We start from the raw sequence: 13,193 nt of genomic DNA, 5'->3' as shown, positions 1-13,193 counted from the left end.
GAGTAGGGACCGAGTAGGGACTGGGCCATGGGTATCACCGTGAGGGGGTTGGCGGCACTGAGGCCGGGCGAGTGGCTTTCGGAGCCAGGCAACCGGAATGAAGGGGCGCTGAGAGCCAAGGGCGGCCCCCATGGCGCAAGGTTCTATTTTCGCTACCGCGACTCTGTTGGCCGCTATGACGATCTGCCGTTGGGTAGCCACGACGCCAACGGTAAATCCGGCATGACGCTGGACAAGGCAAAGCGGGAGGCCCGGAAGCTGAGCGACCGATACCTGCGTGGCGACCGTGATCTGCGTGTGGTCCTGGACACTGAGCGTCGCCAAGCCGAGCTAGAGCGCGCGGCGGCGATCAAGGCCCAAGAAGTGGCTGAGGCGCGACAAGCGGCAACGCTGGGCGCGCTACTTGGTGCATACGTCAGACAATTGGAGCGGGATGGCAAGGCCAGTGCGCCGGCTGTGGCGGCGGCGATCAAGCGGCACGTAGAGCAACCATGGCCCAAGCTGTGGGCAACTCCGGCCGACGACGTAGGCATGGATGACCTGCTGGCAGTTGTTGCGAAGGTAACCGACGACGGGAAGTTGACTGAGGCTCGGAAGTTACGTGCCTATCTATTGGCGGCCTATCAGGCGGCGATTCGTGCCCGGCAAGATGCCCGTGGGCTGGCGGCTCTGCGCGAACTGCGCGTTACTACCAACCCGGCCCGCGATCTGGCTGCGATTGATGGTGGCTCCAATGCGCGCGACCGCGCCCTGTCCGTCGCCGAGCTTCGGGCCTACTGGAAACGAATCGAAGCTATGCCGGGCCCGAAGGGGGCGTTGCTTCGCTTCCATTTGCTTACCGGCGCGCAGCGCGTGGAGCAGTTGGCCCGGCTGAAGACTGATGACCACGATGCCGACACCCAAAGGGTGCGTCTGCGCGATGCAAAGGGCCGGCGCAAAGTGGCCCGAGTGCATGACGTGCCATTGATCCCTGAGGCGGCTGACGCATTGCAGGCGATGGCCCCTGAGCGGCTGGGGCCGTACCTGTTCACCGTGACGGCGGGCGAGTCCGGCGCGGTGTATGCGACCGTGCAGCATCGGATTCGGGAAGTTGCGAGCGCGATGGCCGAGGCTGGCGAACTGGAAAAGGGTCTGTTCACGCCGGGCGACCTGCGCCGCACTGTCGAGACGCGCCTAGCGGCGGAGGGTGTAGGCATTGATGCTCGGGCGCAACTACAGTCCCATGGGCTGGGAGGAGTCCAAGCGAGGCACTATGACCGCCATGACTACCTGGCAGAAAAGCTTGAAGCGTTGAAAACGCTGCATCGGCTGATTACTGGCCTATCCGCCAAGGTGTCGCCTATCAAGCGCAAGGCGAAGTGACCGTTCACGAGGGTGCAAGATGGCAAGGCCAGACTTTACGCCAGACCAGCTCATGGAACTGAACCGGCTCGGTGTCAGCGACGAGCAAGTGACGGAACTTCGCACAACGCTGGTTTTCATTCGCGCCATCACAAGCCCCCGGGCGGCCCGGAATGATGTTGCCGTGCTCCTGAAAGACGTGGAGCGGCTGTCGTCAGACTTAGTTCGGAAGCTGGATGCGTTGGCCGGATTGCCAGATGCGGCGCATGGCACGGCCTTCGCCAAAATTGAGGAGCGGTACTGGCAGGAGCGACCGGAGGACGATGGTCACAACGTGGCAGCCGCGATTGGCCCACGACTGAGCGCGCTGGTGAAAGTTGCGCGTGAAGCGCAAGCAGACCTGCCGGACCACCCGACCCGCAACAAAGCTGGCGACCCTCGCCCAATTCGCTCAATACAAGACGCATTGCTCCGGGGATGGATTGCCGCGCGTGGTTCGCGAATTCGGGTATCCGGATACTACGAAACGGAGGAAGCGATGGTCGCCGCCGCTCAGCAGAATCCACCGCTTCCGCGCTATCCAAAAGAGTTTCTACCTAGCGTGTCCGAAGGAAGCTCGTTCCACGAGATCGTAGGCATTTGCTACTTGGCCGCTGGGTACAAGGGGTTTCCAAAACGAGCGCTGCAGGCATACAACAAACACTACAACGACAGGCGCCGGGAACTCTTACGAGGGCTGGAAGCGGCCATTGCCGTCGAGAAGGAAGGGGCTCCCCAGAACCATCGTCGTTAGTTGATGTTCTGGGGTAGAGGGACATAGGGGGCTCAGCCAAGTATTCCCCGCAAGCCCGGGACGTCCCCGGGCAGAGCGAGAAATGCAGCTATGCCCTCACTAGTCTTGGAGCGACTGCCGAGCGTTAAGGCACGCACGGGTCTGTCCCGATCCGAAATCTACCGTCGCATCGCCAGCGGTCACTTCCCGCAGCCCGTGAAACTGGGTAGCAGGGCCAGCGCTTGGGTCGCGAGCGAGGTAGACGCTTACATCGCTTCTCGCGTCGCCGCGCGCGACTCAAAGGCGGCGGCATGAACGGGCCGACGAAGAATACGACCTCGCTGGGCCTCGCGCTGGGGCTTGTTGACGCTGCATGCGAGCAACTAAGCGCCTACGCAAGCGCAACAGATGAGCCGCAACCCGGCACCGTAGAGGCGGCCGACCTGCTGGACGCTGCCCGTCTCCTGCTAAGTGGGGAGGGCCGGCTATGAGTTGCCGCACAAAAGGAAAATCCGACGCTGGCGGGCGTCGGACTTCGGGTGCCATCGCAGGCTATCGGGCGCTGTACGGCAAGGGCAAGGCTACCGGCAATGGCTGGCAATCGCCAACCCTGCCGAGGAACTGGCGCGACCGCCTCCCAGATCCTGACGACTACTACCGGGAGCAGGTCCCCAAACTGAGCAAGCCCAACGCAGCCGGCTGGGCGCAGGGCGCGTGCCCCTTTCACGAGGACCGCAATGCTTCGCTATCTGCGCACGTGAGCAATCCGCGTGGCTGCTGGCGATGCTTTGCCGGATGCGGGGGTGGTGACTTGGTGAGCTTCCACATGCGGTTGACCGACAAATCCTTCAAAGAAGCCATTGTCGACCTAGCAGCGGGGCGGGCATGAGCGCGGTCATGGTCGAGACACCGCAGGAAGCCGCGCGCCGACTCGCCGCGCCTGCCATCCGCGACGGATTCCAGCCTGCGGCGCTCCACTGCTACCGCGACACCGATGGAGAGCCGCTCTTTTGGCGGATTCGGGCCAAGCATTCCGACGGCCGAAAATGGATTCGCCCGATGCGCTATGACGGCGCGGGCTATGTCATCGGGGAGCCGGACGCGCCGCCCGAAGGAAAGCCGCTATATCGATTGAAGGAGCTGTTGGGTGCCGACGCGGCGGCGACGGTCTGGATCGTCGAGGGTGAAGCCTGCGCTGATGCCCTGGCGGAGCGGGGGCTGATCGCCACGACCAGCGGAAGCTCTGACAGCGCAGGCGCGGCGAACTGGTCGCCGCTGCGCGGCCGCAGCACGCGGCTGTGGCCTGACCACGATGAGGCTGGGAGGAAGTATGCGAACGCTGTAGCAGAGTGCCTGCGCGCGCTTGGCTGTAGCGTGGAGGTCGTGGACGTGGCCGCGCTGCATCTGCCCGATAAGGGGGACTGCGTGGATTGGCTGCGTGACCGTCCTGCCGCGACGGCTGCGGACGTGGTGGCATTGCCTCTCTCTAAAGTAGGCGGAAGTAGTGAAGGGGATGCCGTTGCCCCTCGGGTGATCCTGAGGCGCGGCAGCGACGTCCAACCAGTCGCCGTCGATTGGCTGTGGCCCGGATGGCTGGCGGCCGGCAAGCTGCATTTGATCGGCGGCGCGCCAGGCACGGGAAAGACCACGATTGCCACCGCTTTGGCGGCCACCGTAACCGTGGGCGGACGCTGGCCGGATGGGTCACGCGCGGAAGCGGGAAGCGTGGTGATCTGGTCCGGAGAGGATGACCATGCGGACACGTTGAATCCCAGGCTGCGGGCCGCTGGCGCGAACATGTCGCGGGTGCATGTGGTTGAGGGTGTGACCGAAGCCGGAAAACGCTACCCCTTCGACCCTGCGCAGGATCTAGACTCCCTGCGCGAGGCGCTGCAAACCATTCCCGACGTGCGCCTGATCGTGGTGGACCCCGTGGTGTCGGCAGTGGCAGGCGACTCGCACAAGAACGCCGAGGTGCGGCGCGGGCTTCAACCGCTGGTAGACCTAGCCGCGGAGCTTCGCTGTGCGCTTCTGGGCGTCACGCATTTCAGCAAGGGCACGGCTGGCCGTGACCCCGTGGAGCGCATCACAGGGTCGCTGGCGTTTGCTGCTTTGGCGCGCGTGGTGATGGTCACAGCCAAACAAGAGGCGGACGGAGACCGGCCAGAGCGGCGCGTGATCCTGCGGGCGAAATCGAACATCGGTCCGGATGGCGGTGGTTTCTTTTACGACTTGCAACAAGGTGAACTAGACGGCTTCCCCGGCATCTCGGTCTCGCAGGTGCTGTGGGCCGAATACGTCACTGGCAGCGCGCGGGAACTGTTGGCGGAGGCTGAGGCGGTTGACAGCGAGCGCAGCGCCACCGATGAAGCAACGGATTGGCTGCGGCACACATTGGAATCCGGAGCTATGCCGGCTGGCGAGGTACTAAAGCTCGCAAAATTGTCCGGCATATCCGACAAGGCGCTGCGGACAGCGCGGGAGCGAATCGGGATCAAGCCGAAACGTTCGGGCTTCGGCCCTGGCAGTAGCGTCGCCTGGGCAATGCCGCCCGTAGATGCCCATGCGCCCCATACATGCCCACAAAAAGAGAGGGCATCTATGAAGGTCGAGGAAATCCATGGCGCCGACGAAGGCATGGAGATCATCGACCTATGACCGCTGCCACCTTCCTCAGGGAGCTTCGCGGTCGTGGAGTCCGGCTCGCCCTCCACGGCGACGGGCTGAGAGTCGAGGCCAAATTCGGCACCTTGCGCGTCGACCTCCGCGAACGGCTGACCGTCGCGAAGCCGGAACTGATCGTGCTGCTGCTTGCCGAGCTACGTGCCCGCATGCTTTCCCTAGCGGCCGATGATCCGCTGCTGGCGGAACGGGTGAATGGCTTGGACGATACCGACGTGGCTGCCTGCGACGGCCTGGACGATGACACGCTGCGGGCCTACCTTTGGGCGCTGCAACGATCCGCGCAAATGGACGCGGGGGGCGTGCCGATCGGCTATACGCAAGTCGTGAACTGCGATGGCTGCGGCCCCGTCTGGCTTTGGCCAGAGTCGCCTGTGCGGGTGATCGCCTGCCCTTGGTGTTTCCGCCGCAAGGCTGGTCGACTGATCCCGCGTCCCCCACTCCTCAGATACGGAAAGGGGGAGGCACGGTGACTGACGGCTACCTGAGCGGCGACAAGGCGGATTTGGCGCGACTGCAACGGCAGCGGCGGGCCCGAATGACCCGCATTGACTACATGCCTAGCCCGCTGGTGCTGACCGTCATCTCAGCCAAGCGGGCAAGGGAGCGGCCGGGATCGGTAGCGGCGACCAACAGTGCGGTTATTGACGCCATTGTGGCGGAATGGGCGATGCTGACCGGAATAAACAAACCGCAAAAAACCAAACAAAGCGAGCTTCCGGAATTACCGGACGCATCGCGCCCGCGCGCGCGCGCGAAAGAGTCCGGTAGTGCGGATGCTCCCCACCCGGAATTGGCCAACAATTACGCGCGCGCGTATGACTTCGGTCCAGAGTTGCCGCGGTGTGGAGGCGCGAGGCTTGCCGACAGCAAGGCCGGTGCCTTGAGTCGGCGCGCCGTCTGCGGTGCGCGGCGCCGTCGGGATGGCCAACCCTGCCAGGCAAAGAGCGAGCCAGGCAAATGTCGCTGCAAATGGCATGGCGGGTGCTCCACTGGTCCAATTACTGTGGAAGGTAGAGAACGGGCCTTAGCCAACCTGAGGCAGAATCGACGGGATTGAAGGGCTGCTCTCGACCCAATGCGGACATTGGCTGCTTGGGGTCAGTAAACCTCAGCCAGCAAGACAAGGGAGTATGCCTTGCGTGATCGACATTACGTTTAAAACCGAGCAGTTCAACCTGTCGGTAGTTGGCGCGGATTTCATTAATGATTGTTGCTTCGGTGAAGACCTGTCCAACTGGCTCGCCACTGCATTGCCTTCGGTGGGGGTTGAGGCCGACCTCATCTGCATGGAAGATTTCGGTTGGGCCAACTTGGCTACCTATCAAGCCGCGTCCTACCTCATGTGTGTCGCCGGCAACTCGGACGAAGATCCTGCTCGTCCAAATTACGGGGAGTGGCACGTCATGCTCGAACGATCGCGCACCTTCTGGCAGAAGTTGCTAGGGAAAAATCGGATCGAAGAATCCGACCCGATCGTGGACGCTATCGCGCACGTGCTTCGCGGCGCCGGCTTCGAGGATGTCGAAATTCAGGCCTGACCGGTAGTTTGCGTATGTCTGCTCCTGGCCGATAGCGGGCATCTGGCCACTTGGACAGCTCAAGTGCGTTTTTCAGCAGCCGTCGGTGGGACTGACGAGCCTTTTCACTGACTGTTCACGCCGAGTTGATAAGGCTGACCGCCGCTTGAACGCGGTCGTAAGCGCCGGTACCGAGCGTTCCGCGGTCCCGGTTCAAAAGCTTGGCGGCAGCGTCCATGAGACCTGCGCAGAGCCCCCGCTCTGCGTGCCGACGGAGGTTCGAATGCCCGCCAGTCGCAGCCGATTTAAGGTCCGCCATCTCGCTCTCGCCCTGGGCTCGCTGCTTTTCGCAGCGCCAGCATTCGCCCAGGAGTCGCTGCCTTTCCCGCGAAAGCCGTCCGGGAGCAAGGCGGGGCCGACAATCGCACAATCCAGCTACAGCCCACTCCCGGCGAAACCGCATTTGCCGGCCAACGCGCCGAACATCGTGGTGATCATGCTCGACGACGTCGGGCCGGCGTTGCCCGGCACCTTCGGCGGCGTCATCAATACTCCGACGCTGAGCCGGCTGGCCAAGCAGGGCGTGAGCTACAACCGTTTCCACAACGCAGCGATGTGCTCGCCCACGCGCGCATCGTTGTTGACCGGGCGCAATCACCATCGCGTTGGCAACGGGCAGATCGCCGAACTGGCCAACGACTGGGACGGCTACACGGGCCGAATTCCGCGCACGTCGGCCACCGCCGCGAAAGTGTTGGGCTACTACGGCTACTCCACGGCGGCCTTCGGCAAATGGCACAACACGCCGGCGAACGAAACCACTGCCGTCGGACCATACACCGACTGGCCCGCGGGCGAGGGCATCGGCTTCGACTACTTCTACGGGTTCCTCGCCGGCGAATCGTCGCAGTGGGAGCCGGCAATCGTGGAGAACACGGTGCGCATCGATCCCTCGCACGGCAAGGAGGGTTACCACTTCACCGTCGACATGACCGACAAGGCCGTGGCTTGGATGAAGCAGGTGCACGCGCTCACGCCGGACCGTCCATTCTTCATGTACTGGGCGCCCGGCGCCGCGCACGGGCCGCATCACATCTTCAACGACTGGGCCGACCGGTATAAGGGCAAGTTCGACGGTGGCTGGGACCAGATGCGGGAAGACGTGTTCGCGCGACAGAAGAAGCTGGGATGGATCCCGAAGAACACCGAATTGACGCCGCGACCCGACACACTCGTCGCGTGGTCCGACATTCCCGATGACGAGAAGCCGTTCCAGCGCCGCCTGATGGAAGTGTTCGCCGGCTACACCGAGCACGCCGACGCGCAGGCCGGGCGCATCATCGATGCACTCGACCAGATGGGCATCCGCGACAACACGCTCGTCTTCTATGTGTGGGGCGACAACGGATCCAGCGCGGAGGGCCAGAACGGCACCATCAGCGAGCTGCTGGCGCAGAACGGCATCGCTACGGAAATCAAGGATCACATCCGCACGATGAACGAGCTCGGCGGAATGGACGTGCTGGGATCGCCGAAGGCCGACAACATGTATCACGCCGGTTGGGCATGGGCGGGTTCGACGCCGCACCGTTCGACCAAACTTGTCGCCGCGCATTTCGGTGGCACGCGGACTCCGCTGGTCGTTTCCTGGCCGGGAACGATCAAGCCTGACAAGACCCCGCGCTCGCAATTCCACCACGTCAACGACATCGTGCCGACGATCTACGACGTGCTCGACATCACGCCGCCGAAGCTTGTCGACGGAGTCACGCAGGACCCGCTTGACGGCGTGAGCATGGCCTACACCTTCGATTCGGCGAAGGCACCCGGTCGAAAGAAGGGCCAGTACTTCGAGATCATGGGCAGTCGCGCATACTACGAGGACGAGTGGATCGCCTCCGTGTTCGGTCCGCGTACGCCGTGGAAGGCGGGCGTGGATCCGGCGATCTTCAAATGGTCGCCCGACCAGGATGCGTGGGAGCTGCACGATCTGCGCACGGATTACTCGCAGGCAAAGGACGTCGCATCGCAGCATCCCGACAAGGTGGCCTCGCTCAAGGCGTCGTTCGACACGCAGGCACAAGCGAATAAGGTCTGGCCCGTCGGTGGCGGCCTTTGGTCGGTCGTGTTCCATCCCGAAGACGCGCCGTCGAACCCAGCCACCGAGTTCAGCTATACGCAGGAAGTGGTCGCCGTACCCGAGTTCACCGCACCAAAGGTGGGCGCACGCAGCAACCTGGTCACCATCGAAACAGAACTGAAGCCGGATTCGCAAGGCGTGCTTTACGCACTGGGCGCGTTCTCGGGAGGGGTCGCGCTGTGGGTCGACCAGGGCAAGCTGAACTACGAGTACAACCTGTTCGAAGTCGAACGCACCAACCTGGCTTCGTCGGCGCCGCTTCCGTCCGGCAAGGTCAGGATCGAGGTCGAAACACGCAAGGCGGATGACAAGCACGCTGGCCCGCTCGACGTCGAAGTTCGAGTCAACGGCAAGGCCGTCGCGCAAGGCCGCGTGCCACGCTCGGCGCCGCTGACGTTCACAGCCAACGATGCGTTCGACGTGGGCCGCGACAGCTATTCGCCGGTATCGCTGGCGTACTTCGACCGGAAACCCTTCGCCTATAACGGCGCGATCGACCGGCTCGACGTGAAGTACCTCAAGTAGCATCGTCCGATGTACCTGAGAATCGCCACGAAGAGGAGATGGCCATGATCGCGATGAAGCGTTATACGCGGGTCATGCCGGTTGCAGTCGCGCTGCTCATCCCGTGCGGCACCGCGGCTGCCCAGGATCGCTGGGACTGGATCGTGGCCCCCTACGTATGGGCGGTCGATATCAGCACGGACCTCGAGACGCCGCCTCCGGCCTCGGCGGTGATCACGCGGCGACTGAGCTTCGGCGATGTCGTGGACAAGCTCGACGGCGCGTTCCAAATGCATGCCGAGGGGCAGGGCGAGCACTTCGGCCTGTTCGCCGACTTCACCTACCTGGGCCTGTCTCAGGACGCCACGCGCCGGTTCTTCCAGGCCGAGTCCGACCTGGACACGCGCCTATTTGAAGCGGCTGCCGTGTGGAGCCCGGGCGGGCAACGCTTCACGGGAGGCGAGGTCTTCGCCGGGCTTCGTTACCTCGATCTGGACATCGCCAGCACAATCACCCCGACGGGGCCCCTCGGCGTTCCGCAGTTTCGCGTGGAACTGGACGAGTCGTTCAACGACTTCATGTTCGGCGCGCGCTACACATGGGCCTTTGGCGGGCGCTGGGGCTTGACGCTGCGCGCTGACGGATCCTGGGGCGACACGGATGGCACGTGGAACACGAGCATCGTCGCGAACTACAAGATGAAATCTGGCGCGTGGTACTTCGGCTACCGCTACCTCGACGTAGACGCGCAGGCGCGAAGCGTCTCCACGGATCTGGTGATCAAGGGGCCGGCAATCGGATATGGATTCGCGTTCTGACGCGGAGCATTGGATGTGACGTTATGGAACGCTGACTGGTTGCGCCGCATGCGGGATGTGCTTTTCGAGCGCGACGTCTCACGCACGATCTTCGAGCACACGCGCAATTTGGTCGTCGCCACGTTGGTCCTGGCCGCGGGGCTGGAAGCGATAGAGCACGACCCTCGCGACATCGGGCCGCTGGCCTTCCGATCGACCGGCTATGTCGTTGCTGTTTTGGGCACGGGGTTGGTGCTACTGAACCTCGCCGATGGCATACACCGCCTCTCGAAGTCAGGTCTGCCGCGTTTGTGGCAGACGCTGCTTATCGCCGCCTATGTAGTGCTCTTCTGGCGGGTGACGCATCTCATCCTGCTTTTCAGGTAAGCACCGGGACTGGCGGCGCGTGGGGGGGCCGCTTATGGCCGATAGCGGACGCTCGGCCGGACGAGCGCGCCGCGGCGATGCTAATGTCCGCTTCCGACCCAAAACGGACAGTTGGTCCGGCCAGATACGGGAGGCTGGATGGATACGAAGGACCTGCTCGACTCACTCACGGATGCCGAGCTGAGGTTCATCGCCGAGGGAGACTACGGCGTGGACGCGGACTTGCATCTGGACGAGCTGGTTAAACTCCTTCGCGAGCAGGACGGCGTTCTTTCCGAGGGGCAGTATTGGTACCCGTATGAAGTCGTGGAGCTGGGTGCACACTCCCTCAAGCCGGGTCACGCGCGCGAGTTCGCGGCATGCACCCTTCTTGTGATCGATGCCGTGGCCACGGGGTACGACACTTCCACGCGCTTGGACTGGAAATTCGATGAGCGGGCAAGCGATTACGATCGGCTACCGACACCGTTGCGTGACCTCGTTCTGGATGCCTACCTTGGCGTAGGGCTGGGCAACACTGACCTACCCTCGGCGTGACGGCATTGATGTCCGCTCCTGGCCGATAGCGGACATGGAAGTGGGCCGGGCGGCCGAGCCGATGCTAGTGTCCGCTTTCGACCCATAATGGACACTTGGCGGATGGCCAACCGCCGTCGATGCCGCTTCGGGGCTCGGATTAATTCAGGCGTTAGGACCCATGGAAGAGATTGTCGAACGTTTGGATCAAGAGTCAGAAGACGCCATTGCGCTCTTGCCTGGCTGCAAGATGCAGTCGCTCCTGAGTGAGAGCGCGGATATTCAGGCAGGGCAGTCTCTGATCCAGGTGTTGTCAGTCTCTATCCAGTTAGAGAAGGAGCGCTTTCTTGTCATAGAGAGCGATTGGCGCGATACGCCGAAGGAGTGGCTGGACTATCACTGCCTCTCGGTCAGGCTGGCTGGAGCGCCACGAGGCATCAGGTACAACCCAAACCCTCCAAAGAACGCTGCTCCGTATACGTTTGACCATCTGAGTGTCCATCTTGGGGCAGCGGTGTCGGTCGCAACGGTTGACGTACTGGAAGCTTGTGTGGCTGGGGAGTTGGAGTCAGTAACCTACGATGCGGGGCTGCTAGTGACTCGCACGGACGGTCTCAAGATCGGCATTATCCGCGCAGATTCCATTATTGGAGCTTTGCTAATAGCTCATACGCCGCGAGACATCGATGAGCTTCTGGCAGGGCTAACGGTCAGAGTGCGATATGGAGGCTAAGCAGTTCATTCACGCCGAAGCCGCTTGGGCTCGGCGTAGTCCAGGCATTACCGGACGTCCGCTTCCGGCCGCTAGCGGACGTCGGAGGACTGGCGGAAGCAGTGGTGCCAATGTCCGCTTCCGACCCAAAGCGGACATGCGGTGCTCGCGGTGATCGCTGCATCGTGCCAGCCTTCAGCTTTGTTCGGGTGATGCCGCATGGAACATCTAGCTGCACTTGCTATCGCGATCGGAAGCTGGCTGACGCTATCTGGTGGATCGTGGCGACCGAGTGCTCAAGACGTCGCCGAGGCCAGAGCGCAGCTTGAGCCATATGTCGCGCGCCAAGCCAGACTGGAAGGAGAGGCTCTTCCTCCTTGGAATACTTACAGGTTCCAGTATCGAGGGCAGGAGTTGAATGGCAAGAAGGTCATTTTCGTCAATGCGTTCTGCAGCGCCCCGCCCGATCTCGTCGTTACCGAGGTTGTGGAGGCATACGACGGGGGCCCTTGCTACTTCCGCGCTTATTGGGATCCCGCCGAAAAGATATACCTGAGCGTCTTGTTCAATGGACACGCGTGATGGCTGTAGAGCCGATGTCCGCTTGTGGCCGATAGCGGACATCGCGACGACGAATATTCTAAGGACCCAACCAGCTTGGATACTCATCCCATAACGTTCGCTCGCCGCCCCGGCTCGCTGACCCTGGTCGTCCTACTACTCCTCGTCTTCAGCCAGATCGCCCTGTGGCCGACGCTCGAATGGCTACAGCGCCCGCTCGTCGATCTGCCACTTTCCATCAGTCCGGCGGGTTCAATCGAGACAGAAGTGCGGATCCATGTGCAACAGCGTTACGCGCTCTCACTGGATTTGCCGAATAAGGACACGCATGGCCGGAAGATCAACCCTGAGGCGCTTGGCGGCCGTCAATACCCGCGTGTCGATGGGGCTTTCATACCGCTGGAATGGGCGCTCGCGGATAGCCGTACGGGGCGCGTTGTCGCTGGAGGCAATGTCGATTCCCGCAATGCGTCGAGGTGGGGAGGCGGCGTGGTGACGCGCTTCATCTCCTTCGTAGACGTGCCTCCCGGCAGTTACCGCCTCTCCGTCCGCGTGCTGCGCGACGTGGTCGAGCTTGAGGGCATCACGGCCCGGCTGAGGTTTAGCCTGCCCGGCGGAAAAATTTCCGCGGGATGGGTCTCCACCCTTCTTTTCTGGGGGCCGATAGCGAGCTTGCTGCTGGTGTGGCCCGCCATCGTGGTGTTGTCCATCGTGTTTGTCTGGAAGCGCGGGCGGCGCAGGCGCCTCGGGTGACCAGTAAAGCCGGGGTGACCGCGCAAACCATGCAACCCCGGGATGTGCCGCCGACACGTGACCCTGGTTGGTCTGGCAGTTGGTCATGGCGTGTCCGCTTCTGGCCGATAGCGGACGTCCGGCTGGGACGGCCGGCAGCCGGGCTGCTAATGTCCGCTTTCGACCCGAAGCGGACATCTCCGCAATCAGAATGGAGCGACTCTTGGTACGAACTGTGGCCCTTCTGATCGCGTTGATGACGCCATACCTCGTCAAGGCGGCGACGAGTTGCGATGTTCGGTCCGACGCACGTCAGAGGGAGGTCATTGCTGATGCGCTGAAGAGGTCTTCGGACCTTTGCGCCGTCGGAACGGACTGTGATACGAGCGCCCATCTTGGGGAGGACGGATGGACAGTCTGGGTGACCCCGGTAAAGGGTCGGTTTGCATATGTGATCGGAGCAGGTCAGTACGTTCTGTACAACTGCTCCGGCGAGTTCGAGCGGGTCATTCCTGGTCTTTGATGTGGC

General features: G+C 62.8%; 15 protein-coding genes. All 15 read left to right on the top strand.

Annotated elements, in window-relative coordinates; translation table 11 throughout:
- The first annotated feature begins 27 nt into the window (after nt 1-27).
- The 15 genes from JI752_RS09655 (at nt 28) to JI752_RS09585 (ending at nt 12,685) form a co-directional block, all read left to right on the top strand.
- Nucleotides 28-1,362 (top strand): tyrosine-type recombinase/integrase, encoded by a 1,335-nt coding sequence (locus tag JI752_RS09655; RefSeq protein WP_216962923.1) that lies wholly within the window; start codon nt 28-30, stop codon nt 1,360-1,362.
- A 52-nt stretch (nt 1,363-1,414) separates the two neighbouring features.
- Nucleotides 1,415-2,134, top strand: coding sequence for a hypothetical protein (locus JI752_RS09650; RefSeq protein ID WP_216962921.1), 720 nt, complete (start codon nt 1,415-1,417; stop codon nt 2,132-2,134).
- A 90-nt stretch (nt 2,135-2,224) separates the two neighbouring features.
- Nucleotides 2,225-2,428, top strand: coding sequence for an AlpA family transcriptional regulator (locus tag JI752_RS09645; protein ID WP_216962917.1), 204 nt, complete (start codon nt 2,225-2,227; stop codon nt 2,426-2,428).
- Nucleotides 2,429-2,600: 172 nt separating this feature from the next.
- A complete protein-coding gene (locus tag JI752_RS09640) occupies nt 2,601-3,002 on the top strand; it encodes a CHC2 zinc finger domain-containing protein (protein WP_216962915.1) in 402 nt (133 codons plus the stop codon).
- Nucleotides 2,999-4,771, top strand: a complete 1,773-nt coding sequence (locus tag JI752_RS09635; protein WP_216962912.1) for an AAA family ATPase — start codon at nt 2,999-3,001, stop codon at nt 4,769-4,771. Before JI752_RS09640 ends, JI752_RS09635 begins: the two co-directional genes overlap by 4 nt.
- Nucleotides 4,768-5,268 carry a hypothetical protein gene (locus tag JI752_RS09630; protein ID WP_216962909.1) on the top strand — a complete coding sequence of 167 codons (501 nt, stop codon included), beginning with the start codon at nt 4,768-4,770 and terminating at the stop codon, nt 5,266-5,268. The genes JI752_RS09635 and JI752_RS09630 overlap by 4 nt, the downstream gene beginning before the upstream one ends.
- Nucleotides 5,265-5,855 carry an HGGxSTG domain-containing protein gene (locus JI752_RS09625; RefSeq protein ID WP_216962906.1) on the top strand — a complete coding sequence of 197 codons (591 nt, stop codon included), beginning with the start codon at nt 5,265-5,267 and terminating at the stop codon, nt 5,853-5,855. Before JI752_RS09630 ends, JI752_RS09625 begins: the two co-directional genes overlap by 4 nt.
- Nucleotides 5,856-5,937: 82 nt before the next feature.
- Complete coding sequence (locus tag JI752_RS09620; RefSeq protein ID WP_216962904.1) at nt 5,938-6,336, top strand: hypothetical protein; 399 nt, start codon at nt 5,938-5,940, stop codon at nt 6,334-6,336.
- A gap of 442 nt (nt 6,337-6,778) precedes the next feature.
- Nucleotides 6,779-8,980, top strand: coding sequence for an arylsulfatase (locus JI752_RS09615; RefSeq protein WP_216962901.1), 2,202 nt, complete (start codon nt 6,779-6,781; stop codon nt 8,978-8,980).
- Nucleotides 8,981-9,024: 44 nt separating this feature from the next.
- On the top strand, nt 9,025-9,777 hold the full coding sequence (locus JI752_RS09610; protein WP_216962898.1) for a hypothetical protein: 753 nt from the start codon (nt 9,025-9,027) through the stop codon (nt 9,775-9,777).
- A gap of 15 nt (nt 9,778-9,792) precedes the next feature.
- Entirely contained in the window at nt 9,793-10,143 is a 351-nt protein-coding gene (locus tag JI752_RS09605; protein ID WP_158982971.1) for a hypothetical protein, read from the top strand.
- A 138-nt stretch (nt 10,144-10,281) separates the two neighbouring features.
- Nucleotides 10,282-10,680 (top strand): hypothetical protein, encoded by a 399-nt coding sequence (locus JI752_RS09600; protein ID WP_216962895.1) that lies wholly within the window; start codon nt 10,282-10,284, stop codon nt 10,678-10,680.
- Nucleotides 10,681-10,840: 160 nt separating this feature from the next.
- The gene (locus JI752_RS09595; RefSeq protein WP_216962892.1) at nt 10,841-11,392 is read left to right on the top strand and encodes a hypothetical protein; all 552 of its coding nucleotides are present in this window, start codon (nt 10,841-10,843) and stop codon (nt 11,390-11,392) included.
- Nucleotides 11,393-11,590: 198 nt separating this feature from the next.
- Nucleotides 11,591-11,953: a hypothetical protein gene (locus JI752_RS09590; RefSeq protein WP_216962889.1), complete on the top strand. Its 363-nt coding sequence runs from the start codon at nt 11,591-11,593 to the stop codon at nt 11,951-11,953.
- A gap of 75 nt (nt 11,954-12,028) precedes the next feature.
- A complete protein-coding gene (locus tag JI752_RS09585) occupies nt 12,029-12,685 on the top strand; it encodes a DUF5625 family protein (protein WP_216962886.1) in 657 nt (218 codons plus the stop codon).
- Nucleotides 12,686-13,193 lie beyond the last annotated feature (508 nt).

Origin of the sequence: Lysobacter sp. MMG2, assembly GCF_016735495.2 — a bacterium.
Lineage (GTDB): Bacteria > Pseudomonadota > Gammaproteobacteria > Xanthomonadales > Xanthomonadaceae > Lysobacter_J.
This window is presented reverse-complemented; position numbering and strand designations above follow the sequence as displayed.